The sequence below is a fragment of the Burkholderia diffusa genome (genome assembly GCF_001718315.1).
In the GTDB taxonomy this organism is placed as follows: domain Bacteria; phylum Pseudomonadota; class Gammaproteobacteria; order Burkholderiales; family Burkholderiaceae; genus Burkholderia; species Burkholderia diffusa_B.
The window spans coordinates 312,146-338,789 of sequence record NZ_CP013364.1 but is presented as its reverse complement, the minus strand read 5'-3'; the positions used below and the strand labels follow the sequence as shown (position 1 = coordinate 338,789).

23 protein-coding genes are annotated in these 26,644 nt (G+C 68.9%); 14 read left to right on the top strand and 9 right to left on the bottom strand.

The window, feature by feature from the left end:
- Positions 1-27 precede the first annotated feature (27 nt).
- Complete coding sequence (locus WI26_RS28295; protein ID WP_069228041.1) at positions 28-1,824, top strand: adenosylcobalamin-dependent ribonucleoside-diphosphate reductase; 1,797 nt, start codon at positions 28-30, stop codon at positions 1,822-1,824.
- Positions 1,825-1,876: 52 nt separating this feature from the next.
- Here the strand turns inward: WI26_RS28295 and ftsH are convergent, their stop codons facing one another.
- From ftsH to WI26_RS28280, 3 genes are read right to left on the bottom strand one after another with little or no spacing between them, the layout of a single operon-like run.
- Positions 1,877-3,784, bottom strand: coding sequence for an ATP-dependent zinc metalloprotease FtsH (gene ftsH, locus WI26_RS28290; RefSeq protein ID WP_069228040.1), 1,908 nt, complete (start codon positions 3,782-3,784; stop codon positions 1,877-1,879).
- 33 nt (positions 3,785-3,817) lie between these two features.
- A complete protein-coding gene (locus tag WI26_RS28285) occupies positions 3,818-4,327 on the bottom strand; it encodes a BCAM0308 family protein (protein WP_059540617.1) in 510 nt (169 codons plus the stop codon).
- 39 nt (positions 4,328-4,366) lie between these two features.
- Positions 4,367-5,014, bottom strand: a complete 648-nt coding sequence (locus WI26_RS28280) for a BON domain-containing protein (protein WP_059504923.1) — start codon at positions 5,012-5,014, stop codon at positions 4,367-4,369.
- Positions 5,015-5,304: 290 nt separating this feature from the next.
- Between WI26_RS28280 and WI26_RS28275 the strand changes: the two genes are divergently transcribed.
- From WI26_RS28275 to WI26_RS28230, 10 genes are all read left to right on the top strand, one after another.
- A complete protein-coding gene (locus WI26_RS28275; protein WP_059505352.1) occupies positions 5,305-5,493 on the top strand; it encodes a DUF2964 family protein in 189 nt (62 codons plus the stop codon).
- A gap of 222 nt (positions 5,494-5,715) precedes the next feature.
- Complete coding sequence (locus WI26_RS28270) at positions 5,716-7,218, top strand: efflux transporter outer membrane subunit (protein WP_069228039.1); 1,503 nt, start codon at positions 5,716-5,718, stop codon at positions 7,216-7,218.
- On the top strand, positions 7,215-8,288 hold the full coding sequence (locus tag WI26_RS28265) for an HlyD family secretion protein (protein WP_059799274.1): 1,074 nt from the start codon (positions 7,215-7,217) through the stop codon (positions 8,286-8,288). Before WI26_RS28270 ends, WI26_RS28265 begins: the two co-directional genes overlap by 4 nt.
- A complete protein-coding gene (rbbA, locus tag WI26_RS28260; RefSeq protein ID WP_069228038.1) occupies positions 8,285-11,113 on the top strand; it encodes a ribosome-associated ATPase/putative transporter RbbA in 2,829 nt (942 codons plus the stop codon). Before WI26_RS28265 ends, rbbA begins: the two co-directional genes overlap by 4 nt.
- Positions 11,114-11,115: 2 nt before the next feature.
- A complete protein-coding gene (locus tag WI26_RS28255) occupies positions 11,116-12,240 on the top strand; it encodes an ABC transporter permease (protein WP_059511389.1) in 1,125 nt (374 codons plus the stop codon).
- Between the two features lie 156 nt (positions 12,241-12,396).
- Positions 12,397-12,582, top strand: coding sequence for a DUF2964 family protein (locus tag WI26_RS28250; RefSeq protein WP_034202928.1), 186 nt, complete (start codon positions 12,397-12,399; stop codon positions 12,580-12,582).
- Positions 12,583-12,614: 32 nt separating this feature from the next.
- The gene (locus tag WI26_RS28245; RefSeq protein ID WP_054315773.1) at positions 12,615-13,751 is read left to right on the top strand and encodes an ABC transporter permease; all 1,137 of its coding nucleotides are present in this window, start codon (positions 12,615-12,617) and stop codon (positions 13,749-13,751) included.
- Entirely contained in the window at positions 13,748-14,452 is a 705-nt protein-coding gene (locus WI26_RS28240; RefSeq protein WP_069228037.1) for an ABC transporter ATP-binding protein, read from the top strand. Before WI26_RS28245 ends, WI26_RS28240 begins: the two co-directional genes overlap by 4 nt.
- On the top strand, positions 14,449-15,534 hold the full coding sequence (locus tag WI26_RS28235) for an HlyD family secretion protein (protein ID WP_059511390.1): 1,086 nt from the start codon (positions 14,449-14,451) through the stop codon (positions 15,532-15,534). Before WI26_RS28240 ends, WI26_RS28235 begins: the two co-directional genes overlap by 4 nt.
- Positions 15,512-17,002: an efflux transporter outer membrane subunit gene (locus WI26_RS28230; protein ID WP_069228036.1), complete on the top strand. Its 1,491-nt coding sequence runs from the start codon at positions 15,512-15,514 to the stop codon at positions 17,000-17,002. Before WI26_RS28235 ends, WI26_RS28230 begins: the two co-directional genes overlap by 23 nt.
- 50 nt (positions 17,003-17,052) lie before the next feature.
- Here WI26_RS28230 and WI26_RS28225 read toward each other — a convergent pair whose 3' ends face one another.
- Complete coding sequence (locus WI26_RS28225; protein ID WP_069228035.1) at positions 17,053-17,502, bottom strand: hypothetical protein; 450 nt, start codon at positions 17,500-17,502, stop codon at positions 17,053-17,055.
- A gap of 230 nt (positions 17,503-17,732) precedes the next feature.
- On the opposite strand from WI26_RS28225, the gene WI26_RS28220 reads away from it, so the two are divergent.
- Positions 17,733-19,136, top strand: a complete 1,404-nt coding sequence (locus WI26_RS28220) for an MBL fold metallo-hydrolase RNA specificity domain-containing protein (RefSeq protein WP_069228034.1) — start codon at positions 17,733-17,735, stop codon at positions 19,134-19,136.
- Between the two features lie 95 nt (positions 19,137-19,231).
- Here WI26_RS28220 and WI26_RS28215 read toward each other — a convergent pair whose 3' ends face one another.
- From WI26_RS28215 to WI26_RS28195, 5 genes are read right to left on the bottom strand one after another with little or no spacing between them, the layout of a single operon-like run.
- Entirely contained in the window at positions 19,232-20,272 is a 1,041-nt protein-coding gene (locus tag WI26_RS28215) for a zinc-dependent alcohol dehydrogenase family protein (RefSeq protein ID WP_069228033.1), read from the bottom strand.
- Positions 20,269-21,300 carry a bifunctional enoyl-CoA hydratase/phosphate acetyltransferase gene (locus WI26_RS28210; RefSeq protein ID WP_069228032.1) on the bottom strand — a complete coding sequence of 344 codons (1,032 nt, stop codon included), beginning with the start codon at positions 21,298-21,300 and terminating at the stop codon, positions 20,269-20,271. Before WI26_RS28210 ends, WI26_RS28215 begins: the two co-directional genes overlap by 4 nt.
- Positions 21,297-23,117, bottom strand: a complete 1,821-nt coding sequence (locus WI26_RS28205; RefSeq protein ID WP_069228031.1) for a PHA/PHB synthase family protein — start codon at positions 23,115-23,117, stop codon at positions 21,297-21,299. The genes WI26_RS28210 and WI26_RS28205 overlap by 4 nt, the downstream gene beginning before the upstream one ends.
- Entirely contained in the window at positions 23,114-23,860 is a 747-nt protein-coding gene (locus tag WI26_RS28200; protein WP_059505354.1) for a beta-ketoacyl-ACP reductase, read from the bottom strand. The genes WI26_RS28205 and WI26_RS28200 overlap by 4 nt, the downstream gene beginning before the upstream one ends.
- The gene (locus WI26_RS28195; protein WP_059593831.1) at positions 23,850-24,380 is read right to left on the bottom strand and encodes a hypothetical protein; all 531 of its coding nucleotides are present in this window, start codon (positions 24,378-24,380) and stop codon (positions 23,850-23,852) included. The genes WI26_RS28200 and WI26_RS28195 overlap by 11 nt, the downstream gene beginning before the upstream one ends.
- 190 nt (positions 24,381-24,570) lie before the next feature.
- Here WI26_RS28195 and WI26_RS28190 point away from each other — a divergent pair, with 190 nt between their 5' ends.
- Together WI26_RS28190 and WI26_RS28185 are read left to right on the top strand one after the other, a co-directional pair.
- Entirely contained in the window at positions 24,571-25,410 is an 840-nt protein-coding gene (locus WI26_RS28190; RefSeq protein ID WP_059540642.1) for a universal stress protein, read from the top strand.
- 8 nt (positions 25,411-25,418) lie between these two features.
- The gene (locus WI26_RS28185) at positions 25,419-26,618 is read left to right on the top strand and encodes an acetate/propionate family kinase (protein WP_069228030.1); all 1,200 of its coding nucleotides are present in this window, start codon (positions 25,419-25,421) and stop codon (positions 26,616-26,618) included.
- The last annotated feature ends 26 nt before the right edge of the window (positions 26,619-26,644 follow it).

The window sequence follows — 26,644 nt, the reverse complement described above, 5'->3', positions numbered from 1 at the left end:
AATCATTCGTCGTTGCCGAGCCCCGCCATGGACGAGCAACCGCTTTGCACCACCGTGTTCGCCGAGCGCTATGCGCAACCCGGCGAAACGTCTCGCGCGGACGTCTTCCATCGCGTTGCCCATGCGCTGTCGCTTGCCGAGCCGGCCGAGCGCCGTGCGCAGGCGGAGCGCGCGTTTTTCCTGAACCTGCAGCGCGGCGCGATCGGCGCGGGACGCATCCTCGCCAATGCCGGCGCGGACAACGGCAGGACGATGGTCAACTGCTTCGTCCATCCGCTAGCGATTCCTCCCGACACCCCCGTGCAGATGGTCGACACGGCGCTCGCGCAGGCGCTCGACGACGCACGGGTCACGCTGCTGATGGGGGGCGGAATCGGCTACGACTTTTCTCCGGTGCCGCCCGCCGACGCGTACGAACGGCGCCAGTCATCCGTGCGCGGCGCATGCGAGGCGATCGACCGTTTCGATGCGATGTGCCGGGCACTGCCGTTCACCGGCCCGCGCCGGGGTGCGCAAATGGGGGTGCTGCGCTGCGATCATCCGGATCTCGTCGCATTCGTCGCGGCCAAGCGCGGACGCTCGCGCTGGCCGACGTTCAACCTGTCGGTCGGCGTCACGGACGCATTCATGGAAGCAGTCCGGCACGACCTGCCGTGGGCGCTCGTCCATCACGCGCCGCCCCGCCGCGCATCCGGCGCGCCCCCCAGGCGGCCGGACGGACGTTACCTTTACGCGACGGTTCCGGCCCGCACGCTCTGGCACGAGATCGTCAAGGCCGCGCGCGACAGCGCGGAACCCGGGCTGCTGTTCCTCGACACGATCCGCGACGCGAATCCGCTGCGCGAGCACGAGCGGATCGACGCGACGAACCCGTGCGGCGAACAGCCGCTGCCGCCGTACGGCAGCTGCGTGCTCGGGCCGATCGACCTGTCGCGTTTCGTGCTCCACCCGTTCGGTATCGACGAGAATCCGCGCTTCGACTTCGCGACGCTCGCTGACGCGGTGCGCATTCAGGTCCGCATGCTCGACAACGTGCTCGACCTGACCGCGTGGCCGCTCGCCGCGCACGAGCACGAGGCGCGGCGGACACGGCGCGTCGGGGTCGGCGTGACCGGGCTGGCCGACGCGCTGACGATGCTGCGGCTGCGCTACGACAGCGTGGAAGCGCGCACGCTCGCACGCACGATCGTGCTGACGATGCGCGAGCATGCGTTCGCCGCATCGGCCGCGCTTGCCGCCGAGCGCGGTGCGTTTCCCGCCTACGACCCGGCCGCCTATCTGACCGGCCCCGCGTATCGCACGCTGTTGCCGCTGAAGGTGCATCACGCGATTGCGCGCCACGGGCTGCGCAACAGCCATCTGCTGTCGTTCGCGCCGGCCGGCAGCGTAAGCCTCGCGTTTTGCGACAACTGTTCGAACGGAATCGAGCCGGCCGTCGGCTGGACGCAGCGCCGCATGGTCCGCACCGCCGGCGGGCAGATCCGGCCGTTTCGTGCGGAGAACCACGCTTACCGGCTGTTCCGCGAGCTGCATGGCGACAACGTCGAGCTGCCGGGCTATTTCGTCACGGCCGCGGACATCGCGCCGGCGGATCATGTCGCGATGCTTGCGGCGCTGCAGCCGTGTGTCGACGCGGGCATTTCGAAGACCGTGACGATGCCCGGGCAGTGTTCGCTCGCGGAGGTCGACGCGTTGTTCTTCCAGGCATGGCGCGACGGGCTCAAGGGCATCACCGTCTTCCGGCCCGATCCGCGGCTCGCGTCGGTCGTGGCCGATGACACGGCGCGCGCGCGGCGCGACGGCCCCGTCTGCATCGGCTGTTGAACGCCGCGATGGCGGGCGGCAGGCGTCCGGCTCGATCGCGGCGGTCGTTTCTTCAGGCAGAGACGCCCGTGGTCGTTTCCGCGTCGGCTTGCGCCGGCCGGGGCGTCACGTCGGCATCGTCCGGCGGCGCGATGAGCGCGACCAGCATGTCGTGATCGATCGATTCGTGCTGGAGCAAGCTGAGCGCGATCCGTTCGAGCGCGTCGCGGTGCTCGCCGAGCGTCGCCGTGACCCGCGCATGCGCGTCCTCGAGCAGCGCGCGCACCTCTTCGTCGATCAGCTGCGCCGTGTGCTCGCTGCAATGGCCGTCGCCCGGCGTCCATACGCCCGGCGCGCCGCCTTGCGGGGCGCCGTCGTCGAGCGTCGCGAGGCCGACCTTCTCGCTCATCCCGTACTGCATCACCATGTGACGCGCCAGCGCGGTCGCCCGCTCGAGATCGTTCTGCGCGCCGGTCGACACGTCGCCGAATGCGATTTCCTCGGCCACGCGCCCGCCGAGCAACACGTCGAGCCGGTCGAGCAGTTCGCTTCTGCGCAGCACGTAGCGATCCTCTGTCGGCACCTGCTGCGTGTAGCCGAGCGCCGCGATCCCACGAGGAATGATCGACACCTTCTTCACCGGATCACAGTGCGCGCGACTTTGCGCGACGAGCGCATGCCCCGATTCGTGGTACGCGATGGTCCGCTTTTCCTGTTCGTTCATCACGCGGCTCTTGCGCTCCATGCCGGTCATCGCGCGATCGATGGCTTCGTCGAAATCGGCCATCCCGATCGCGGGCTTGCCCAGTTCGGCCGCATGCAACGCGGCTTCGTTGACGACGTTCGCGAGATCGGCGCCGACGAAACCGGGCGTGCGCTGCGCCAGTTCGGCCAGGTCAACTTCCGGCGCGAGCTTCACCCGCTTCGTATGGACGGCGAGAATCTGCTTGCGTCCGGTCAGGTCCGGCCGGTCGATCGCGATGTGCCGGTCGAAGCGCCCGGGGCGCAGCAGCGCGGGATCGAGAATCTCGGGCCGGTTGGTCGCGGCCATGATGATGACGCCCGAATTGGCCTGGAAGCCGTCCATCTCGACGAGCAGCTGGTTGAGCGTCTGCTCGCGCTCGTCGTTGCCCGACATCAGGCCGACGCCGCGCGCCTTGCCGAGCGCATCGAGCTCGTCGATGAACACGATGCACGGCGCGCTCTGCTGGGCCTGTTCGAAGAGATCGCGCACGCGCGCCGCGCCGACGCCGACGAACATCTCGACGAACGCCGAACCGCTGATCGTGAAGAACGGCACCGCGGCTTCGCCGGCGACCGCGCGCGCGAGCAGCGTTTTGCCGGTGCCGGGCGCGCCGACGATCAGCACGCCCTTCGGGATCTTGCCGCCGAGCCGCTGGTAGCGTTCGGGGTTGCGCAGGAACGCGACGATCTGCTGCAACTCGGCCTTCGCTTCGTCGATGCCCGCGATGTCGTCGAACGTGATGCCGGTTTCCTTCTGCATGTACACGCGGGCGCGGCTTTTGCCCATGCCGCTCAGGTCGCGCATCCCGCCCGGCCGTCGCAGCAAGAAATTCCAGATCACGACGAAGCCGATCAGCGGGAAGATCCAGGCCGCGAGCGTCCCCATCCAGCCCGTATCCGTCGCGCCGCGATAGCGAATCCCGGCATGGGTCAGCGCGGCGACCAGGCCTTCGTCGCTCACCCGGTTCGTCGTGAAGCGCCACGGCGGCCCGGCGTCCTTTACCTCGGCCGCGTCGGACGCGGGCAGCGCGGCGCCGGCCTCCGGCATGCGCAACGTGCCCGAGATCGACGATTGGCCGATCTCGAGATCGTCGACGAGCCGTGCGTCCACCAGGTGGTGAAAATCGCTGTAGGAAATCGACGTCGCCGCCGGCTGACGCGCCAGCAGTTGAACCGCAACCAGCACGGCGAACGCGATCGGAATCAGCAACCCGGAGTAGTCGAATGATCTGTTCATGGGATCGAACCTGCCCGGCGGACGACCACCCGCTCACACGTCGTCGCGTGTCCAGTGCGCACGCAGCACGTCCTCGCCGTCGCGGTAGTTGATCGCGAGATCGCCGTGGTGCGCATGCAGCAGCGCTTCGCCGAGACGGCGGACCATATGCACGCCTGTCGTTCGCACGATGAGCGAATCGGCGGATTTCTCGATGTCCATGATGCGTTCGAGCGCGTGCTCGCTCGTCTCCAGATCGGCCTGGTGCTCGAGCAATTCGATGATCGTCGACCGGTGCGCGCGCAGATACTCGCCGTGCAACACCAGTTCGCCCGCCGGCACGTTTTCCCGCATGCGCTTGCAGGCCGGGCATTCGAGCTGGCGCCGGTCGAGCGCGGTCGCGGACCAGGTCCATCGGCCGGCTTCGCAGACCGCGCCGCAGCCTTCGCAGATGCGGTCGCCGGTCGGTCGCTTCGGATCACGGTAACTGTCCTTCGTGTGCGGCTGCATGCGCTTGTCGCGGCGCAGATAGTTTCGGCCGGGGCCGGTATGCGAACGGTTCATCGCTGCTTCTCCTGGTAGTAGACAGCACAAGCAAGCCGGTCAGGCAACGGTCAGCCGGTCGACGACCTGCCGGACACCCCTCACCGACCCGGCCGCACCGCATGCGGCGCGCCTTTCGGCGAGCGACGCGACCGTGCCCGTCAACGTGACGATGCCGTCGGCCGCGTCGATCGAGATTCCCGCGGATTCACGCTGCGCGCGGCGTGCAAGCGCCTCGGCGATCCGCGCGCCAACGTCCGGCACCGTATGGTCCGTGCGCACCCGGATGCGGTTCGCCACGCCGACGACGCCGATCATCCGGCTCACCATCGCTTCCGCCGCCCGGCTCTGATACGCGTGATCGACTTCGCCATCGAGCGTCACGCAGCCGTGATCGACCTCGACGCTGATCTTGTGATCGCGCAACGCCTCCTGCCATCCGAGCGCGAACGTGATCGCGATCGCCAGTTCCTGGTCCGCGCACGCGTTCTCCGGCGGGGCGACGTTCAGTTCGAGCACCAGCGCGCGCGCATCGGCGACATGCAGTGCCGTTTTCTGCGCCTCGAGCTTCTGGGCCCAGCTGTCGACCGTGCCACGCAACGTCACGATCCGGTCGCGCACCTCGACGTCGATCCTGCGTGCATCGATCGCCGGATTCCAGAACAACGCCTGCTCGACATCCTGCTTGAGTACTGCATCGGATTTCATGTCGGTCTCCCGTCGGCCCGTGCCGGCCGCAAAGCATGCGAGCGAGCGCGTGCTGCACCGTGTACAGCATCGCGCACGGCCGCGCCGGCGGGTTGACGAGGATCAATCAAAGGCGGGCTGACGGCAGAGGCCGTCGGGCAGGCGATGGCCGATTTTGTCCATTGACGCAGATCAACCGCGCAACGGGGCGCGACGCGATCATGAATCGGCGGACGTCGCGAAAACCGCCGCAACCGGCGCGTTTCGCATTCGTACGACCGTCGACGTCCACCGCTTTCCGGGAGACCGTCATGATCCACAAGCAGTACCGCATCGTGCTTGCGACGCTCTGCGTGTTCATCGCGATTGCGTCGCTGGTCGGCATCGTTCACGGGATGCTGTTCGACGAGGAGGTGTTCAGGTACTCGATCGTCACGCTGATCTCCAGCATCCTCGCGTTCGTTGTGCTGCTCAATCCGGGGCCGGGCGATCGCCCGTGACAGGCACCACGCGGTTGCGTCCGGCACGCGATCACGAAACCGCCGGAGGCACGCCGCGACGCGCGCGTCAAGCGAGGGGCGGCTCGAAACGCATTCCCGCCCGAGTGACACAGATCAAGGGGAAACCCTGCAATCGTCGGATATAAGTGAATCCGAAGCGGCAGCGCCTGGAGGGCGACGCCATCCCGTATTCCCGCATTTCAGTATTCGACGAGGCATCCCATGCGCGCTGCCGCGCCTGCTGTTCGCTTTCATCCAGCCGTCGTGCGGCGCATGCGTGCCATTGCGCTCGCGGCAGGCATGGGGCTGCTGTCGGGCTGCCTGTCGCTTGCGCCACCGGACGAGCGCCCCGCCGCACCGATTCCCGCCTCCTTTCCGGATCCTTCCGCCGACGCGACGCCCGCGACATCCGCGGCGCCCGTACCCGAGTGGCAGGCCTACTTCGTCGACGCACGCCTGCGCGCGTTGATCGGGCAGGCGCTCGCCGACAACCGCGATCTGCGCGCGGCCGTTGCACGGGTCGAGCAGGCGCGGGCGGTCTACGGCATCCGCAGCGCCGATCAATGGCCGACGATCGGCGCGGGGGCGGCCTATGCACGGTTTCGCACGCCGGGCGGCTTCCTCACGCCGGCGCCCGTCATCGGCCAGCTCTACGAAGTCCAGCTGGCCGAGACGCAATGGGAGCTCGACTTCTGGGGACGCGTGCGCAACCTGAAGGACGCGGCGCTCCAGCGCTATCTCGCGAGCGACGCGGCGAAACGGGCGGTGACGCTGAGCGTCGTCACCGGTGTCGCTAACGCATATCTGACCCTGTGCGAAATCGACGAACGCATCGCGCTGACCCGCGCGACGATCGACACACGCCGCGAATCGCTGCGGATTTTCCGGCTTCGCCACGCGGCCGGCGCGATCTCCCGCCTCGACCTGACGCAATCGGAAATCCTGCTGCAACAGGCGGAATCGCTCGGCGTCCAGTTGCAGCAAGCGCGCGCGACGGCGGCCGATGCGCTGGCGTTGCTCGTCGGTGCGCCGCCGGCGCTGGCCGACACGCCGCTCGCGCTCGACGACGGCGCGGTGCTGCCGTCGCTCGCCCCCGGCCTGCCGTCGTCGCTGCTGACCCGGCGCCCGGACGTGATCGCGGCCGAGCACGAACTGCGGGCGACCCGCGCGAACATCGGCGCGGCGCGGGCGGCATTCTTTCCGCGCATCGCACTGACGAGCGCGATCGGCTCGGGAAGCAGCGCGCTGCATGACCTGCTGTCGTCCGGCGCGGGCGTGTGGTCGGTGATTCCGAACGTCACGCTGCCGCTCGTCGACGGCGGCCGCAACCGGTCGAATCTCGCGCTCTCGCACGCGCAACGCGACGAGGCGCTCGCGCAGTACGAGAAGACGCTGCAGCGCGCGTTCCGCGACGTGTCCGATGCGCTCGCGGCGCGCCACTGGCTCGCCGACCAGGTCGCCATCGAGCGCGCCACGCTGGCGTCGCAGGCCGAGCGCGCACGCCTCGCGAAGCTGCGCTACGACAGCGGGGCAACCCGCTTCCTCGAAGTGCTCGATGCCCAACGCGACCTGATGAACGCCGAACAGCAGCTGGTGATGACGCGCCGTGCGCTACTGTCGAGCCGCGTCGCGCTGTACGGCGCGCTCGGCGGCGGCGAGATCGACACCGGCAAGACCGCCGCGGCAACGGCTCCCCTTTCGACAGACTCGGACAACACACCATGAAAACCATCCCGCGCCCTCTTCTGATCGGTGTCGGTGCGGCCGTGCTCGCGATCGGCCTCGCGTACTACGGGTGGACGCGCTGGCGCGACGGCCAGACGGATGCGGGGCTCGTCAGCGGCAACGGCCGCATCGAGGCGACCGAAATCGACGTCGCGACCAAGCTGCCGGGGCGCGTCACCGCCATGCTCGTCGACGAAGGCGACTTCGTGACGGCCGGCCAGCCGCTCGCGCGCATGGACGTCGTCGTCCTGCAGGCGCAGCTCGACGAGGCACAGGCGCGCGAGCAACAGGCGGTGAACACCGCGGCGAGCATCGACGCGCAGGTCGCGCAGCGCCGCAGCGACAAGGCTGCGGCCGCGGCCGTCGTCGTGCAACGGGAAAGCGAGCTGGACGCGGCCACGCGGCGGCTCGCGCGGTCCGAAACGCTGTCGCGCGACGGTGCGTCGTCGCTGCAGGAACTGGACGACGATCGCGCGCGCGCCGGCAGCCTGCGCGCGACCGTGAACGCCGCCCGCGCGCAGGTGGAAGCGGCCCAGGCCGCCGTCGACGCAACGCGCGCCCAGCTCGTCGCGGCCCGCTCGGCCGTGACGGCCGCGCAGGCGACCGTGGCGCGCGTACGGGCCGACATCGCGGACAGCGAACTGACGTCGCCGCGCGACGGGCGTGTCCAGTACCGGATCGCGGAATCGGGCGAAGTCCTGCCGGCAGGCGGCAAGGTGCTCAACGTGGTCGACCTGTCCGACGTCTACATGACGTTCTTCCTGCCCGAAGCGATCGTCGGCCGGGTCCCGCTCGGCGCCGACGTGCGGATCGTGCTCGATGCGGCGCCGGAATACGTGATTCCCGCACGCGTGTCCTATGTGTCGAGCACTGCGCAGTTCACGCCGAAGACGGTCGAGACGGCCACCGAGCGGCAGAAGCTGATGTTCCGCGTCAAGGCACGCATCGATCGCGATCTGTTGCAGCGCCACCTGAAACTCGTGAAGACCGGACTGCCGGGCGTCGCGTGGCTGAAGACCGACCCGCGCGCGGGCTGGCCTGATCGCCTCGCGATCAGGGTGCCGCAATGAACGCGACGACGCCCGCCGACACCGATGCCGCAGCGACCGATCGTTCGCCGGCGTCGGCCGATCCGCGCATGGTCGCCCGGCTGTCCGCCGTCTCGCTGCGCTACGGCGACAAGTACGCGCTCGACGACGTGACCCTCGACATCCCGGCCGGCCGCATGATCGGGCTGATCGGGCCGGACGGCGTCGGCAAGTCGAGCCTGCTCGCGCTCGTGTCCGGCGCGCGCGCGATCCAGCAGGGTCGCGTATGGACGCTTGACGGCGACCTGGCGTCGCGCCGCCATCGCGCGCGCGTATGCCGGCGCATCGCCTACATGCCGCAAGGCCTCGGCCGCAACCTGTACGCGACGCTGTCGGTCGAGGAAAACCTGCAGTTCTTCGCGCGACTGTTCGGCCACGATGCCGCGGAGCGCCGTCGCCGGATCGACGCGCTGACGCACAGCACCGGCCTGCAGCGGTTCCTCGATCGCCCGGCCGGCAAGCTGTCCGGCGGCATGAAGCAGAAGCTCGGCCTGTGCTGCGCGTTGATCCACGATCCCGACCTGCTGATCCTGGACGAGCCGACGACCGGCGTCGATCCGCTGTCGCGCGCGCAGTTCTGGGAACTGATCGGCCGCATTCGCGCCGCCCGCCCGGCGATGAGCGTGCTGGTCGCCACCGCGTACATGGACGAGGCCCGCCGCTTCGACCGGCTGATCGCGATGGACGCGGGCCGCGTGCTGGCAATCGGCAGCCCTGACGAGCTGCTCGAGCGCACCGGTTGCGACACGCTGGAAGCCGCGTTCATCGCGTTGCTGCCGGAGGCGCGCCGACGCGGACACCAGCCGGTCGTGATCGAGCCGTTCCAGCCCGACCAGGCCGCCGGCTACGCGATCGAGGCCGACGCGCTGACGATGCGGTTCGGCGATTTCGTCGCGGTCGACCACGTGAGCCTGCAGATCCGCCAAGGTGAAATCTTCGGCTTTCTCGGCTCCAACGGCTGCGGCAAGTCGACGACGATGAAGATGCTCACCGGCCTGCTTCCCGCGTCCGAAGGCACGGCGACGCTGTTCGGCCGGCCGGTCGCCGCGAACGACATCGACACGCGCCGGCGCGTCGGCTATATGTCGCAAGGGTTTTCGCTCTACGGAGAACTGACCGTGCGGCAGAACCTCGTGCTGCACGCGCGCCTGTTCGGCGTGCCGGAACCGGACGTGCCCGCGCGTGTGACCGAAATGGTCGAGCGCTTCGGGCTGGCCGACGCACTCGATGCGCTGCCCGAGCGCCTGCCGCTGGGGATGCGGCAGAGGCTGTCCCTGGCGGTCGCGATGGTGCACAAGCCCGAGCTGCTGATCCTGGACGAGCCGACCTCGGGCGTGGACCCGGTCGCCCGCGACGACTTCTGGCGGCTGATGATCGAGCTCGCGCGCAACGATCGCGTCACCATCTTCATTTCGACGCACTTCATGAACGAGGCCGCACGGTGCGACCGCATCTCGCTGATGCATTCGGGCCGCGTGCTCGCGAGCGCAGCGCCGGCCGAACTGGTGCGCCTGCGCGGTGCGGCCACGCTCGAGGACGCGTTCATCGGCTACCTGAGCGATGCGCAGCATGCTGATGCTGACGGTGCGGAGGGCGCGGGCGGCGCGGCGGCCGATGCACCGTCCGACGCCGGCTGGCTCGCGGCGCCGCCCGCGGCGGCCGGTGCCGGCCACGCGGACGCGTGGTTCAGCCCGGCGCGCGCCGGCAGCTATCTGTGGCGCGAGGTGCTGGAACTGCGACGCGATCCGTTGCGCGCGACGCTGGCGCTGTTCGGCTCGCTCGTGCTGATGTGCGTGATCAGCATCGGGATCAGTCTCGACGTCGACAACCTGACGTTCGCGGTGCTCGACCGCGATCAGTCGATCCTGAGCCAGGACTATGCGCAGAATCTGGCCGGGTCCCGCTACTTCGTGCCGCGCGCGCCGCTCGCAAACGACCGCGACATCGAGCGCCGCATGCGCAACGGCCAGCTGTCGCTCGCGCTCGAGATCCCGCCCGGTTTCGCGCGCGACGTCGCGCGCGGGCACCGCGTGGAGATCGGCGCATGGGTCGACGGCGCGATGCCGATGCGCGCGGAGACGATCCGCGGCTATGTGGCCGGCATGCACGAAAACTGGCTGCGCGACCAGGCCAGGCGCCGGCTCGGCGTATCGCTCGTCCCGGCCGTGGACATCGCGATCCGCTATCGCTACAACCCCGACGTCAAGAGCCTGCCGGCGATGATTCCGGCGAGCATGCCGATGCTCCTGCTGATGCTGCCCGCGATGCTGACGGCGCTCGCCGTCGTGCGGGAACGCGAACTCGGGTCGATCGTCAACCTGTACGTGACGCCCGTCACGCGCGCCGAATTCCTGCTCGGCAAGCAGGCGCCTTACGTCATGCTGGCCATGCTGAACTTCCTGCTGATGGTCGTGCTGGCCGATGTCGTGTTCGGCGTGCGGATCAAGGGCAGTTTCACGACGCTGGCGGCCGCCGTGCTGATATTCAACGTCGTGGCCACCGGCATCGGGCTGTTCGCGTCGACGTTTACCCGCAGCCAGATCGCGGCGATCTTCATGACGATCGTCGGCACGCTGATTCCGGTCGTGCAGTTCTCGGGCCTGCTCACGCCGCTGTCGTCGCTCGAGGGCAGCGGCAAGTGGATCGGCACCGTCTACCCGGCCACCTACATGCTCGCGATCAGCCGCGGCGTCTACAACAAGGCGCTCGGGCTGGCCGACCTGTCGTCCCAGTTCTGGCCGATGCTCGCGTCCGTGCCGGTCATCCTGGTCATGACGGGCGTGCTGCTGCGCAAGCAGGAGCGCTGACCATGTCGCGCCTGCTCGTCATTTTCCGGCTCGGGGTCAAGGAATTGTGGAGCCTCGCGCGCGACCCGATCCTGCTCGCACTCATCGTCTATACGTTCAGCGCGTCGATCTACGTCGCCGCCACCGCGCGCCCGGAAACGCTGCACAAGGTGCCGATCGCGATCGTCGACGAGGATGCGTCGCCGCTGTCGGCGCGCATCGCGGCGGCGTTCTTCCCGCCGCAGTTCGCGCCGCCGCCGATCGTCGACGCCCGCGCCGCCGATCGCGGGCTGGACGACGGCGACTACACGTTCTCGCTCGACATTCCGCCGGATTTCCAGCGCGACGTGCTCGCCGGCCGCCACGCGACGGTCCAGCTCAACGTCGATGCGACCCGCATGACGCAGGCGTTCACCGGCGGCGGTTACATCCAGCAGATCGTGTCGGGCGAGATCGACGCATTCGTGCGGCGCCATCGCGGCGCGGCGTTGCCGCCCGTCGATCTCGCGATGCGCATGCGCTTCAACCCGAATCTCGACGAAGTCTGGTTCGGCGCGCTGATGGAACTGATCAACAACGTGACGATGCTGTCGATGATCCTCACCGGAGCCGCGCTGATCCGCGAGCGCGAGCACGGGACGATCGAGCATCTGCTCGTGATGCCGGTGACGGCGGCGGAAATCATGCTCGCGAAGGTCTGGTCGATGGGGCTCGTCGTCGCGGCGGCGGCCGTCGCGTCGCTCACGTTCGTCGTGGGCGGCGCGCTGCACGTGCCGATTCCCGGTTCCGTGCCGCTGTTCGTGGCCGGCATGGCGTTGCACCTGTTCGCGACCACGTCGATGGGGATCTTTCTCGCGACGCTCGTGCGCAGCATGCCGCAGTTCGGCATGCTGCTCGTCCTCGTGCTGCTGCCGCTGCAACTTCTGTCGGGCGGGCTGACGCCGCGCGAAAGCATGCCGCCCGTCGTGCAGGACATCATGCTGGCCGCGCCGACCACCCATTTCGTCGAGCTCGCGCAGCGCATCCTGTATCGAGGTGCCGGGCTCGATGCGGTGTGGGCCCAGTTTGCCGCGCTGTTCGCGATCGGATGCGTGCTGTTCCTGCTGTCGCTGACGCGATTCCGCAAGACGATTGGTCAGATGACTTGATCGGCGCGTCGCGACAGCGACGCCGGAATTCGTCCGTTGATACAGATCAATCGTGCCGGGGCGCGGCACGCGATCATGACGCCATGTCTTGCGCAACCAGCGGCGGCTGCGCGGGCGGCAACGCCGTCCGCGACGCCCGCTTCCCGGGAGAACGTCATGATGGGTCTGCCATATCGAAGCGCGCTTGCAACGTTCTGCGTGTTCATCGCGCTCGCCTCGCTGCTGGGCGTCGTGCACGCGATGCTGATCGACGAGCGGGTCGTCCCGTACGCGATCATCGCACTGGTGTCGGGCATCGTCGCGTTCGTCGCGCAACTGGATCCGGCATCGTCCGGACGATAGCGGCACGGGCCGGACGCGCTGGATTCGCCATCATGAACGGCATTCTCCGTCTCGCGTTCAAGCTGCTCGTCAACGACAGCGCGAAATTCACCGCGCTGACCGTCGGCATCACGTTCTCGGTGCTGCTGATGATCGAGATGACATCGCTGTTCGCCGGCATCCTGAACAAGTCGTCGGCGTCGGTCATCAATATCGGCGCGAAGGTCTGGGTGATGGACCCGGCCGTGAAGACGATCGCGAACAGCATCGGCATGCCCGACTACGTGCTCGACGCCGTGCGCAGCATCGACGGCGTCAAGTATGCGGTGCCGCTCTATTCCGGCGGCGCGCTCGTCAAGCTGCGTTCCGGCACCTACCAGGCCGTGACGGTCGTCGGCCTCGACGACGCCAGCCTGCTCGGCCGCCCGACGATGCTGCAAGGCCGCATCGAGGACATCTACGCGGAAAACGGCTTCATCGCGATTCAGGATCCCGAATTTACGAAGCTCGAGAATCCGTCCGTGGGCACCGATTTCGAGTTGAACGATCATCGCGGCGTGATCGTCGGCATCGCGAAGGTCGCCGCGAGCGGACTGTTCGGCACGCCGACGCTTTACACCACCTATGCGCGCGCGATCCGCTACATTCCGTCGCCGCGCTTCACGACCTCGTACATCCTCGTCGAGCCGAAGTCGGATGCCGACGTCGCCCACATCAAGGCCGTCGTGCAATCGCTCGGCTATCGCGCGTACACGCGCGACGAATTCATCGCGCAGATCGCGCGCTTCTACAAGTACGAGACGGGGCTCGGCACCAACATCATGCTGATGACGATCATCAGCTTCATCATCGGCCTGTCGATTTCGGGGCAGACGTTCTATGCATTCATCCTCGAGAACCTGGACAAGTTCGGCGCGCTGAAGGCGATCGGCGCGAAGAGCCGCGAGCTGGTCGCGATGATCCTGTTCCAGGCGACGTTCACCGCGCTGACCGGCTACGGCATCGGCGTCGGGCTGTGCGTGCTGATGATCAGTCTCGCGAAACTGCGGATTCCGGACTATGCGGCGCTCGTCACGTACGGCAACCTGTCGCTCGCGTTCGGGATGGTCGTCGTGATCGCGACGATCTCGAGCTATCTCGGTGTGCGGCGCGTGCTGCGCATCGAGCCGTTCGACATCTTCCGGGGATGACGATGGCCGGCATCGCGATCGACGCGCGCGGCGTCAGCAAATGGTTCGGCGACGGCGACGCGCGCACGCAGGCGCTGCGCGACGTGTCGATGCAGGCGAACTTCGGCGAGATGCTGCTGATCGTCGGGCCGTCCGGCAGCGGCAAGACGACGCTGCTCAGCGTGATCTCCGGCATCCTGCGGCCGGACGACGGTTCGGTGTCGATCGACGGCGTCGATCTGTGGGCGCAGCCGAACGACGCGATCGCCGATTTCCGGCTGAACCGGATCGGCTTCGTGTTCCAGGACTACCACCTGTTCCCGCGGCTCACGACCGCGGAGAACGTCGCGATTCCGCTGATCCTGAAGCGCCGGCCGTGGGACGACGCGATCAAGGAAGCGCGCGCGTACCTGGACGCCGTCGGGCTCGCGAACCGCGCGCAATTGCCGCCCGTGAAGCTGTCCGGCGGCGAACAGCAGCGCGTCGCGATCGCGCGCGCGATCGTCAGCCAGCCCGACCTGCTGATCCTTGACGAACCGACCGCGTCGCTCGACGGCGACACGGGCCGCATGATCATCGACTTCGTCAAGCACGAGGTGCTCAACGACACGCGCTGCATCGTGATCGTCACGCATGACGCGCGGATCTTCGAGTACGCGGATCGCATCCTGCGGATGGAAGACGGCAAGCTGAACGGCATCGAGCGCGGAGGTGCGCGATGAAACACCGGCTCGTGTTCGTGGCGGCCGTGCTGGGCTTCCTGGCAAGCGTCGCCGCCGCATGGCTATACAGCCGCCAGGAGCCGCCGCAACCGCCGGTATTCAAGCCGGCGGCCAATCCGTATGCGCGCGGCGTCTATGCGAACGGCATCGTCGAGAGCGAGCAGCCGGCCGGTGCGAACGTGAACGTCTATCCGGACGTCTCGGGCGCGGTGACGCGCATCCTCGTGCACGACGGCGATCCGGTGAAGGCCGGCGACGCGCTGCTGACGATCGACGACTCGGTGCAGCGCGCGACCGCCGCCCAGCTGGCCGCACAGGCCGACGCGGCCGCCGCGCTGCTCGACGAGTTGAAGGCCCAGCCGCGCCGCGAGGTGCTCGACGTGGCCAGTGCGCAGACCACGGCCGCGCAGGCGAGCCTGAAGCTCGCGCAGGATCAGTACGACAAGCAGCGGCACGCGTACGACATCGATCCGAAAGCCGTCAGCCGCGATGCACTCGACACGGCCGCGAACACGGTTCGCGTCGCGGCGGCCAACCTGGACGTCGTGACGCGGCAGTATCGTCTGACCAAGGCCGGCGCGTGGCGCTACGACGTGCGCAACCAGGAAGCGCAGGCCATCGCGCTGCGGCGCGCGGCCGACGCGGCGGCCGCCCTGCTCGCGCGCTACACGTTGCGTGCGCCGGCGGACGGCACCGTCCTCGCGATGAACGCGGCCGTGGGAGCCTACCTGACCTCGCAGGGGCTCTACGACACATATACGCGGGGCAGCACGCCAGCGGTGGTGCTCGGCACGCCGGTCGACCGCCTGCAGGTGCGCTGCTACATCGACGAAATCCTGATCCACCAGCTACCCGACCTGCATGCGTTGAAGGCGCACATGTTCGTGCGCGGCACGTCGGTCGAGGCCGATCTCCAGTTCGTGCGCGTGCAGCCGTACGTCACGCCGAAGATCGAGCTGTCCGACCAGCGCACCGAGCGCGTCGACGTGCGCGTGCTGCCGGTCATTTTCCGTATCGTGCCGAACAGGAATGTGCGGCTGTTTCCCGGGCAGATCGTCGATGTCTACGTCGCAGGCAAATAACGGGGCCCGTTGCCCGCCCGCGCTGCGCCGGGTAACCGGCGCGCTGGCCGTCGCCGTGCTGCTCGCCGGATGCACGGTCGGGCCGAACTTCGTGCCGCCGCCCGCGCCGCGCGTCGCGCGCTTCGTGCCGCCGGACGATCCGGGCGCGGCGTCGGGCTCCTGGCGCGGCGGTGGCCGGACGCAGGCATTGTCGGCGGACGTGGCGCTCACGCGCGACTGGTGGACGCGCTTCGGCAGCCGCGCGATCGACTCGACCGTCGCCGAGGCGCTGACCGGCAGCCCCACGCTCGATCTCGCCGAAGCGACGCTGCGGCGCAGCGAGCACGCGCTGCGGGCCGGCCAGGGGATCTTCTTTCCGCAGGTGGATGCGCAGGCCGGCGCGTCGCGCCAGCGCGCCACGCCGCTGCGCACCGGCCAGGCGGTGCCGGCGTCGATCTTCAACCTGTTCACGCTGTCGGCGACGGTCAGCTACACGCTCGACCTGTGGGGCGGCGAACGGCGCCAGGTCGAAGCGCTCGCGGCCGACGTCGACGCGCAACGGCAGGCGCTGGCGGGCGCCTACCTGATGCTGACCGCGAACGTCGTCAATACGATGGTCGCGCGCGCGGCCTATCACGACGAAGCCGCGGCGACGCGCGAAATGATCGGCCTGCTCGACGAGCAGATTCGTCTGACGCGTGCGCAGGTGACCGCCGGCGCAGCGGCCTACGTCGCGGTGCTGACGCTGGAATCGCAGCGGGCGTCGCTCGAGGCGGCGCTGCCCGCGCTCGACCAGAAACGCGCGCAGGCCGACGATCTGCTCGCGCTGCTGGCCGGCCGCTACCCGGTCGACTGGCGGACGCCGGACCTGTCGCTCGACGGGATCGAACTGCCGGCGAGCCTGCCCGACACGGCGCCGTCGTCGCTGGTGCGCCGCCGCCCCGACATCCTGCAGGCTGAGGCCCAGCTGCACGTGGCCAGCGCGCAGGTCGGCGTCGCGACGGCCGCGCTCTATCCGAACCTCACGCTGTCCGCATCGGGCGGCTTCGACAGCGCCGTCGCCGGCAAGCTGTTCGCGCCGGCCGGCCGTGCATGGAGTGTCGGCGCCGGGCTCACCGCGCCGATCTTTCATGGCGGCACGCTGCTGAACCAGCGCCGCGCCGCGCAGGACGCGTACGACGAAGCCGATGCGGCCTATCGGCAGGTTGTCCTGTCAGCGTTCTCGCAGGTGGCCGACACGTTGCGCGCGCTTGCCAACGACGCGGCGGCGCTCGATGCGCAGGCGCGCGCGATGGTCGCGGCGCGTGACGCGCTGCGGCTCACGCAGGCCGGCTACGACGCGGGGATCGCCGGCTACGTCCAGTTGCTGGTCGCCGACATGCAATACCATCAGGCCCGCATTGCATGGCTGCAGACGGTCGCGCAGCGCCTGCAGGACACGGTTGCGTTCTACGTCGCGCTCGGCGGCGGCTGGGGAAACGCGGGCTGACGCACGGGTCGCACGGGCATTCAACCCCGTTCCGCCCGGCTTTGTCCCATTCAGCCCGTCTGCGGCACGATATCGGGCCGCTGCCACGGCGGCAATTCCGCCCAGCCGAGCGGCCCGTAGACGGTGCCGCCGGCGGCCGCGATCCGTTCGACGAACGTCGCGAGCGTGGCGCCGGCCGGCACCGTCAGCGTCAGCGCATCGACGAAATCCTCGCTGCGCAGCCACGGCGCCGCGCCGTGGTTGATCTGCTGGACGCTCCACGCATGCCCGTGCCGCCCGGCCTCGGGCGGCAACAGACTCGGCGCGTCGAACGCGACCCGGAGCAATTGCGCGCGCGAATCGCTGTACGGCGGTTTCGCGGCATTCTGATACGGCACGTCTGCCCAGCGCTCGCCGCATTGCTCGTCGAGCGGCAAGCAGGTGAACCACGCCCACGGCGAGCGGACGAAGCACAGCCGGTAAAGGTGCCCGGCACCATCCAGATTGGCGATCAACGTCATGATGGGTTCATCCCGATGGACTCGTGATGCCGATACGCATCGCGCATGCAGGATCACTATCCTGCCGCGTCTGGGGCCGGAGATTGATCCTCGTCAACCCGCACGCCGTCCGGGCATCTTGCCCGGCCGGCGGCACGGGGATTCCGCAATTCCTGATTTCGGTCAATCGCCGCTCGCGCGTTCGGGATGTAATCGACTTACTGTTCCGTCGACTCCCGGTGAGACAATCCATGAAACTGACTTTTCTCGGTGCGACCGAAACGGTGACCGGCTCGAAATACCTGGTCGAGCACGGCAGCCGGCGCGTCCTGGTCGATTGCGGCCTGTTCCAGGGAACGAAGAACCTGCGGCTGCGCAACTGGCGCGCGCTGCCGCTCGCGCCCGACACGCTGGACGCGGTCGTGCTCACCCACGCGCACATCGATCACAGCGGCTACCTGCCGGTGCTGGTGCGCGAAGGCTATCGCGGGCCGGTGTACTGCACGGCGGCCACGGCCGAACTCTGCGACATCATGCTGCGCGACAGCGCGCGGCTGCAGGAGGAGGAAGCCGACTTCGCGAACCGGCACGGTTACTCGAAGCATCATCCGGCGCAACCGCTCTACACGCTGGACGACGCGCAGCGCGCGCTGCGCCTGCTGAAGCCCGTCGCGTTCGACGAATGCACGGCGCTGGGCGGCGGCGTGTCGTTCCGCCTGCTGCCGGCCGGGCACATCCTCGGCGCGGCGAGCGTGGTGATGCACTGGGATCACAAGGTGCTCGCGTTCTCGGGCGACCTCGGCCGGTATCACGACCCGATCATGCAGCCGCCACGCCCGCCCGCGCATGCGGACTATCTGGTCGTGGAATCGACATACGGCGACCGGCTGCATCCGGCGTCGGATCCCGAGAACGAACTGGCCGCGATGTTCGACAAGACCTTCGCGCGCGGCGGAGTCGTCGTGATGCCCTGCTTCACCGTCGGCCGCGCGCAGGAAATCCTGCACTACATCGCGCGGCTGAAGGCGTCCGGCCGCATGGCGCGCGTCCCGGTGTTCCTCGACAGCCCGATGGCGACCGACGTGACCGATATCTACCGCCACCATATCCTCGAGCACCGCCTGACCGTGTCCGAAGCGAACGCGCTCGGCCACGCGGCAACGATGATCCGGTCGGTCGACCAGTCGAAGGCGATTGCCGAACACCACGGCCCGATGGTCATCATCGCCGGCAGCGGCATGGCGACCGGCGGGCGCGTGCTGCATCACCTGACCCGCTACGCGCCCGACGCGCGCAACACGATCGCGCTGGTCGGCTACCAGGCCGCCGGCACGCGCGGCGCGGCACTGGCCGCGCATGAACCGACGCTGAAGATTCACGGCGAATACGTTCGCGTGCGCGCGCAGGTCGAGTCGATCACGACGCTGTCGGCACATGGCGACTACGAAGAGATTCTCAAGTGGCTCGGCACGATGCAGTGCGCGCCCGTGCGAACGTTCGTCACGCATGGCGAGCCCGCCGCAGCGGATGCGATGCGCCGGCGCATCTCGGAGAGCCTGCACTGGCAGTGCGAGGTGCCGACCTACGAGCAGTGCGTCGATCTGGACGAAGTTGAATCCGGCAACACGCAGGAACCCGCCGCGCTGCCTTCCTGACCGCGACTGCCGGCGAATCGCCGGCGAAACGCCTGCTGCGCGGCCCGGGAAGCGGGGACTCCGCTCCCCAGCTACTGCCGCGCGCGGCCCGTCGATCAGCCGACTTCGATGATGACCTTCAACGCATGGGTTTGCGCGGCGCGCCCGAACGTGTCGTACGCGCGCTCCACGTCGTCGAGCGAGAAGCGGTGCGTGATCAGGCGCGTCGGATCGAGGCGCCCCGCGCCCACGGTCTTGAGCAGCATCGGCGTGCTGACCGTGTCGACGAGCCGCGTCGTGATCGAGATGTTGCGATCCCACAGCTTCTCGAGGTGCAGGTCGGCCTTGACGCCGTGTACGCCGACGTTCGCGACCACCCCGCCGGGCGCCACGAGCGACGTGCACATCTCGAACGTCGCCGGAATGCCGACCGCTTCGATCGCGCAATCCACGCCGACGCCGTCGGTCAGCTTCAGCACGTCCGCCACGGGGTCGCCGCTGCTGCCGTCGAAGCAGTCGGTCGCGCCGAAGCGCTTCGCGACCTCGAGCCGGTTGCCGTCCGGGTCGATCATGATGATCCGCGCGGGCGAATAGAACTGCGCGGTCAGCAACGCCGCCAGCCCGATCGGCCCCGCCCCGACGATCGCGACCGAGCAGCCCGGCTGCACCTTGCCGTTCAGCACGCCGCATTCGAATCCGGTTGGCAGAATGTCGGACAGCATCACGAGCGCGTCCTCGTCGGCGCCGGCCGGAATCCGGTACAGGCTGGTCGGTGCATGCGGGATGCGCACGAACTCGGCCTGCGTGCCATCGATCCGGTTGCCGAGTATCCAGCCGCCGGTCGTGCAATGCGAATACAGTCCGCGGCGGCAGTACTCGCAGCGGCCGCACGACGAGATGCACGAAATCAGCACGTGATCGCCCGGCTTCAGCGAATCGACCGCGGCGCCGACCTGCTCGACGATGCCCACGCCTTCATGGCCGAGAATGCGGCCCGGTTCGCACGTCGGCACGTCGCCCTTGAGGATGTGCAGATCGGTGCCGCAGATCGTCGTGCGCGTCACGCGGACGATCGCGTCGGTCGGCGACTGCACTTCCGGTTTGGGTCGCCGTTCGAGCGCCTTGCGCCCGGGGCCGTGATAAACGAGTGCTTTCATCGCGATTCCTCCATCGAAAGGGGAGCCTGTTCAGGTATCGGGGCGGCGTCATGCCGGACCTGTGCCAGCAATACCGCGAGCGCACAGGAGGCAACGCGCACGGCGACGCCGTCGGCGCGGCTCGTGAGCACGATCGGCACGCGCGCGCCCACGACGACGCCCGCGTTCGCCGCACCGCCCAGGTATTCGAGCTGTTTCGCGAGCATGTTGCCCGCTTCGATATCGGGCACGACGAGGATGTCGGCACGGCCGGCAACCGGCGAGTCGATCCCCTTCTCGCGCGCGGCCCGCTGCGATATCGCGTTGTCGAACGCGAGCGGGCCGTCGACGATGGCCCCCGCGATCTGCCCGCGCTCGGCCATCTTCGCCAGGGCCGCCGCGTCGAGCGTCGAACGCATCGCCGGATTGACGGTCTCGACCGCGCACAGCACGGCCACGCGCGGGCACGCAACGCCCAGCGCATGCGCGACGTCGATCGCGTTCTGCGTGATGGCCGCCTTCTGTGCGAGATCTGGCGCGATATTGACGGCCGCGTCGGTGAGCAGGAACGGGCGCGGATAGGCGGGCGCCTCGATCAGGAAACAGTGGGACATGCGCTTGTCGGTGCGCAGGCCCGATTCCGCAGCGACCACCGCGCCCATCAGCTCGTCGGTATGCAGGCTGCCCTTCATCAGCGCGCCGGCGTGGCCCGACGCCGCGAGCGCCACTGCACGGGCTGCCGCCGCGTGGCTGTGCGGCACGTCCTCGATCGTCCATTTCGCCAGATCGACGCCCGCTTCGTCCGCCACGCGCGACACCTTCGCCCGCGGCGCGACGATCAGCGGCTCGATCGCCGCACCCAGCGGCGACGCATTGATCGCGGCAAGCGCGACGAGACTGGCCGTGTCGCACGGATGCACGACGGCCACCGTCAGCGGCGGCGCATGGCGCGCACGCGCGATCAACTCGGGCAGTTCGTCGTCCGCGCGCGACAACAGGCCGGGCAGGCGCGCGCCGACGGACACCTCCGGATGCAGGCTCATGTTCATGTCTCGAGCACGTACGCGCCCGGCGCCGCGCCGAAGCCGGCGGCCGGCACGCGGGCCGGCACGTCGCCCGACGAATGCGCGCGCAGCCAGTCGCGCCAGCACGTCCACCACGATCCGTCGATCACGGGCGTTTCGCGCACGAAGTCGTGCCGGCTGCGATAAGGCGCGCCGGGCTCGCGCGTCGCGCAGCGATAGTGGCGCCCCGGATGCCCGGGCTCGGACACGATGCCGGCATTGTGGCCGCCCGATGTCAGCACGAACGTCAGCGCGTGGTGCGTGAGCAGATGCAGCTTGTAGACGGAGCGCCAGGGCGACACGTGATCGCGTTCGGTCCCGACCACGAACGTCGGCACGTCGATGTCCGACAGCGCGACCGGCCGCCCGTCGACGCAGTAGCGGCCGGCCGCGAGATCGTTGTCGAGAAAGAGCTGCGTCAGGTATTCCGTATGCATCCGGTACGGCATGCGCGTGGTGTCCTCGTTCCACGACATCAGGTCGTTCGGCTTGGTGCGCGTGCCGAGCAGGTATTCGCTCATCATGCGCGACCAGATCAGGTCGCGCGCATTCAGCAGCTGGAACGCGGCGGACATCTGCGCGCCGTCCAGATAGCCCTGCCGCCACATCAGCGCATCGAGCGCGGACAGTTCGCTCGCGTCGATGAAGAGGCCGAGTTCGCCGGGTTCGCTGAAATCGGTCTGGGCCGCCAGCAACGTGACGGACCGCAATGCCTCGTGCTGCCGCCCGTCGCGCGCGAGCGCCGCCGCGCCGATCGCCAGCAGCGTGCCGCCGAGGCAGTAGCCGACCGCGTGGACGGCTTCGCCGCAGATCGACCGCGCGGCGTCGAGCGCCGCCATGCACCCGTCGCGCAGGTAATCGTCGAGCCCGAGCTCGCGCGCCTCCGCGCCCGGATTGCGCCACGACACGGCAAACACCGTGTAGCCGGCATCGGCCAGGAAGCGGATCAGCGAATCGTGCGGCTGCAGGTCGAGAATGTAGTACTTCATGATCCACGACGGCACGATCAGGATCGGCTCGCGTGCGACGGCGGGCGTCGTCGGGTCGTATTGCAGCAGCTCGCACAGCGCGTTGCGCCATACGACGCGGCCCGGCGTGATCGCCACGTCGCGCCCCGGCAGATAGCCGCGTGTGTCGCGGGCGCGCGTGCCGCTCGTGCGATCGAGCAACGCGTTCGCGTCGTCCAGCCAGTGGCGCAAGCCGGCTGCGAGATTCGCGCCGCCGCTGCGCATCGTCGCGTCGAGCACGACCGGGTTGGTCGCCAGGAAATTGCCCGGCGAGCACGCGTCGAGCCACTGCCGTGCAACGAATCCGACCAGTTCCTCGTGATGCCGTTCGACGCCCGGCACGCCGCGCGTCGCGTCGCGCCACCAGCGCTGGACCGACAGGAAGCCGTCGCGATACGCGCGAAACGGCCAGCCGGACCACGCGGGCGCGGCGAAGCGCGGATCGGACTGCCCGGCGTGCACGGTCAGACCGCTCGTGTCGGCATCGTCGGCCCCGCCGTCGCCCGGGCTTGCGGCCGGCGCGAGAGCGGCCAGCCACGCCTGCGTCGCGAGCTCGAAGCATTTTCCCGGCGACACGGCCAGATGCGCGCCCCAGTCGAGCATGGCGAGCGCCATCGACACGGGCGACAGCCCGAAGGTCATCGCGGCCACGTCCGCATGCGCGGCGCGGTTCCATTGTTCGGCGGGCGACGTGCGGACCGGCGCGCATTCTGCCGAGCGCGACGCCGGTTCGTTCTTACCCGTTGGCCGCATCGATTCGTGCTCGATCGGCAAGTGCGTGATGGATGCTTTCATCGCATGTGCATGCCGCCGTTGACGTCGAATTCCGCGCCGGTCGCGAAAGCCCCCGCGTCGGAACACAGGAACGCGACGAGCTCGGCGATTTCGCCAGGATTGCCAAGGCGGCCGACCGGAATCTGCGGCAGGATCTTCGTGTCGAGCACTTCCTTCGGCACCGTCTCGAGCATCGCGGTCGCCAGATAGCCGGGCGCCACCGTGTTGACCGTGACGCCGTGGCGCGCGAGTTCGAGCGCCAGCGCTTTCGTGAAACCATGGATGCCGGCCTTCGCGGCCGCGTAGTTCGCCTGCCCGTATGCGCCGCGCGAACCGTTCACCGAGCCGATGTTCACGATCCGCCCGAAGCCGGCTTCGATCATCCCCGGCACGAACGGCTTCGTCATGTTGAACATGCCGTCGAGGTTGGTGCGCAGCACCGCATCCCACATGCTCTTGGTCATCTTCACGAAGGTGGCGTCGTGCGTGATCCCGGCGTTGTTCACGAGCACGTCGACACGTCCGAACTCGGCCAGCACGCGTGACGCGCATTGCCGGCACGAATCGTAGTCGGCGACGTCGACCTCGAACGCGTGGAACGTCCGGCCCGCCTCGCGTTCGTGCGTGAGCCACGTCGCGACGTGATCGTTGCCTTCCGTATGGGACACCGCCACCGTCATGCCGGCATCGTGCAGGCGCCGGCTGATCGCGGCGCCCAGGCCGCCCATTCCGCCCGTGACGAACGCGACGCGGTCAGCGCACATGGTCGTTCTCCGGTGCGCCGGTCGCGCCATTCGGGCGGCGCACGGCAACCGGCGCCCCGTCGTTCGCGCCCTCGATCCCGCGCTCGAGCGCCGTCATCCAGTCCGCCCACGGCATGCTGGCTTCGTTGACCACGGCCAGTCGTTCCAGATCGGGCAACCAGTCGGTCTGATATCGCGACAGCGCGCCCGCGCCGTATTCGCGCGCCCAGGTGCGCCATGCGCCGGCGCTTTCGAATTGCGCGCGCATGCACAGCTCGGTGGCGTCCTGCCAGAGCGCAACGCTCGCGATCGCGTAGTCGCGCATCACCTGCCGGGCCGCCTCGCCGAAGGCCGTCCACTCCTTCGTGTCCGCAAGCGCCTGCTGCAGGTGGCGAACCGCGTCGCGATCGCGCTCGATGCGCCGCCCTGCCAGCGCGTGCCATTCATGCTGCCAGTCGCGGTTCAGCGCGACCATGCGCAACGCGAGATCGCAGCCCGCGCGGCAAACGTCATTCGGTGTCGTCAAAGCGTACGTACTCATCGGCTTTCCTCTTTCGATCCGGTCAATGGGTTGGCATCCCGCCTCGCGCCGCCTGCCCGGGATCGGCATCGCGACCGCTTCACTGTGCGGGCATCGCGCAAGGGAGCCGTTGATCTGAGTCAAGTGCGCGAAAACCCTGCTCCGTAGACTGGATTGCACTGGCGGTTCCCCCGTCGATGGAGCGATTCCGATGAGCTACAAGAGCATAGTCGTGCACCTCGATTCGAGCGCCCGCGCGCATTCGCGGCTCGAATTCGCGTTGCGTCTCGCCCGGCGCTTCGGTGCGCATCTGACCGGCCTGTATGCGGTCTACACACCGGAACCGCATTCGTTCTACGTGATGGCCGGGTCCGCCGATTACTTCCGCGAGCACCGCGAACAGCGCGACGAACGGCGCGCCGCGCTGGAGCGCCTGTTCCATGCGGAGACGGCCCGCGCGAAAGTGCCGGCCGCATGGGTGCATGCCGACGATCGCGCGAATCTGGCCATGCCGCGCGCCGCACGGCTTGCCGACCTCGTGATCGCGGGCCAGAGCGACCCGAACGATCCCGAAACCTTCATCGACGACCAGTTTCCGGAAAACCTCGTGTTGTCCGCCGGTCGCCCGGTGCTGTTCGTGCCGTACACCGGCGAGTTCCCGTCGATCGGCGAACGGGTGTTCGTCGCGTGGGACGGCAGCCGCGAAGCGGCCCGCGCCGCGCACGATGCGATTCCCTTTCTCGAACACGCGAAGCGCACGACCGTCGCCGCCGTGGTCGACGGCGACTCGGAAGCGGCGACCACGCGCATTCCGGCCGCCGATGCCGCGCTGATGCTCGCGCGTCACGCTCGCGACGTGAACGTGCTCGATATCGATGCCGGCACCGGCTCGGCGGTGGGCGACACGTTGCTGTCGCGCGCGTATGAAACGGGTTCCGACCTGCTCGTGATGGGCGCCTACGGTCATCCGCGCTGGCGCGAGCTGGTGATGGGCGGCGCGACGCGCACGGTGCTGGCGTCGATGACGCTGCCGGTGCTGATGTCGCACTGAGCTAGCCGATGCGCACGCTCGCACTGCTCGTCGTCAACGCCGGTTCGTCGAGCGTCAAGTTCTCGATCTTCGCGTATCCGCCGCACGGCGATCCCGTGCGCCGGCCGTTGCACGACGGCGAGGCGGTCGCGGCCGGCAACGGCGTGTCGATCCGCTTCGATGCCGATCCGGACGGTTCGCTGCCGCTCGTCGCGGGCGATCCGTATCGCGCCGTGCTCGCGCAGGTCGCGATGTGGATTCGCGTGCAGTTGCCGCACATCGCGCTGGGCGCGATCGCGCACCGCGTCGTGCACGGCGGCGCACGATACGTGGAGCCGGTGGTCGTCGACGACGACGTGCTGCGCGCGCTGCGCACGCTGACGCCGCTGGCGCCGCTGCATCAGCCGCACAGCCTGGATGCGATCGACGCGCTGCGCGACGCGTTTCCGGACGTCCCGCAGATCGCCGTGTTCGACACGGCGTTTCATCGCACGCTGCCGCGCGTCGAGCAGCTGCTGCCGTTGCCGCACGCATGGTTCGACCAGGGTGTGCGCCGCTACGGGTTTCATGGCCTGTCATACGAATACCTGTCCGTCGCGCTCGCCGAATCGTTCGGCGAGCGTGCGCATGGCCGCGTGATCGCCGCCCATCTCGGCAGCGGCGCGAGCCTGTGCGCGCTGCGCGACTGCCGCAGCGTCGCGACGACCATGGGTTTCTCCGCGCTCGACGGATTGATGATGAGCACCCGCTGCGGGACGCTCGACCCTGGCGTCGTCCTGCACCTGCTCGACGTCGGCAAGCTGTCCGGCAACGCACTGGGACACATGCTGTATCACGAGTCGGGGCTCAAGGGCGTGTCGGGAGCGTCCGGCGATCCGCGCGTGCTGCTCGCGTGCGAGGCGGCCGGCGACGTGCCGGCACGCGACGCGCTGGCGCTGTACGTCCATCGCATCGTGCGCGAGACGGGCGCGCTGACCGCGCTGCTCGGCGGCCTCGACATGCTCGTCTTCACGGCCGGCATCGGCGAACACTCGGCTCAATTGCGCGAGCGGATCTGCGCGTCGCTCGGCTGGCTCGGCATCGCGCTCGACGCGCGTGCGAATGCCGCCCATGCGCATGTCGTGTCGTCCGCGTCGAGCGCGGTCACGGTGGTCGTCGAGCCGACCAACGAAGCATGGGTCGCGGCGCGCGCCGCGGTGCGCGTACTGCGCGGCAACCGCGACGGTTGATCCAGATCAGCGCGATCGGCGCACGC

Coding starts and splice junctions, on each gene's coding strand:
- WI26_RS28295 (WP_069228041.1), top strand. CDS start 28: ATGGACGAGCAACCGCTTTGCACCACCGTGTTCGCCGAGCGCTATGCG.
- ftsH (WP_069228040.1), bottom strand. CDS start 3,784: ATGAACAGATCATTCGACTACTCCGGGTTGCTGATTCCGATCGCGTTC.
- WI26_RS28285 (WP_059540617.1), bottom strand. CDS start 4,327: ATGAACCGTTCGCATACCGGCCCCGGCCGAAACTATCTGCGCCGCGAC.
- WI26_RS28280 (WP_059504923.1), bottom strand. CDS start 5,014: ATGAAATCCGATGCAGTACTCAAGCAGGATGTCGAGCAGGCGTTGTTC.
- WI26_RS28275 (WP_059505352.1), top strand. CDS start 5,305: ATGATCCACAAGCAGTACCGCATCGTGCTTGCGACGCTCTGCGTGTTC.
- WI26_RS28270 (WP_069228039.1), top strand. CDS start 5,716: ATGCGCGCTGCCGCGCCTGCTGTTCGCTTTCATCCAGCCGTCGTGCGG.
- WI26_RS28265 (WP_059799274.1), top strand. CDS start 7,215: ATGAAAACCATCCCGCGCCCTCTTCTGATCGGTGTCGGTGCGGCCGTG.
- rbbA (WP_069228038.1), top strand. CDS start 8,285: ATGAACGCGACGACGCCCGCCGACACCGATGCCGCAGCGACCGATCGT.
- WI26_RS28255 (WP_059511389.1), top strand. CDS start 11,116: ATGTCGCGCCTGCTCGTCATTTTCCGGCTCGGGGTCAAGGAATTGTGG.
- WI26_RS28250 (WP_034202928.1), top strand. CDS start 12,397: ATGATGGGTCTGCCATATCGAAGCGCGCTTGCAACGTTCTGCGTGTTC.
- WI26_RS28245 (WP_054315773.1), top strand. CDS start 12,615: ATGAACGGCATTCTCCGTCTCGCGTTCAAGCTGCTCGTCAACGACAGC.
- WI26_RS28240 (WP_069228037.1), top strand. CDS start 13,748: ATGACGATGGCCGGCATCGCGATCGACGCGCGCGGCGTCAGCAAATGG.
- WI26_RS28235 (WP_059511390.1), top strand. CDS start 14,449: ATGAAACACCGGCTCGTGTTCGTGGCGGCCGTGCTGGGCTTCCTGGCA.
- WI26_RS28230 (WP_069228036.1), top strand. CDS start 15,512: ATGTCTACGTCGCAGGCAAATAACGGGGCCCGTTGCCCGCCCGCGCTG.
- WI26_RS28225 (WP_069228035.1), bottom strand. CDS start 17,502: ATGACGTTGATCGCCAATCTGGATGGTGCCGGGCACCTTTACCGGCTG.
- WI26_RS28220 (WP_069228034.1), top strand. CDS start 17,733: ATGAAACTGACTTTTCTCGGTGCGACCGAAACGGTGACCGGCTCGAAA.
- WI26_RS28215 (WP_069228033.1), bottom strand. CDS start 20,272: ATGAAAGCACTCGTTTATCACGGCCCCGGGCGCAAGGCGCTCGAACGG.
- WI26_RS28210 (WP_069228032.1), bottom strand. CDS start 21,300: ATGAACATGAGCCTGCATCCGGAGGTGTCCGTCGGCGCGCGCCTGCCC.
- WI26_RS28205 (WP_069228031.1), bottom strand. CDS start 23,117: ATGAAAGCATCCATCACGCACTTGCCGATCGAGCACGAATCGATGCGG.
- WI26_RS28200 (WP_059505354.1), bottom strand. CDS start 23,860: ATGTGCGCTGACCGCGTCGCGTTCGTCACGGGCGGAATGGGCGGCCTG.
- WI26_RS28195 (WP_059593831.1), bottom strand. CDS start 24,380: ATGAGTACGTACGCTTTGACGACACCGAATGACGTTTGCCGCGCGGGC.
- WI26_RS28190 (WP_059540642.1), top strand. CDS start 24,571: ATGAGCTACAAGAGCATAGTCGTGCACCTCGATTCGAGCGCCCGCGCG.
- WI26_RS28185 (WP_069228030.1), top strand. CDS start 25,419: ATGCGCACGCTCGCACTGCTCGTCGTCAACGCCGGTTCGTCGAGCGTC.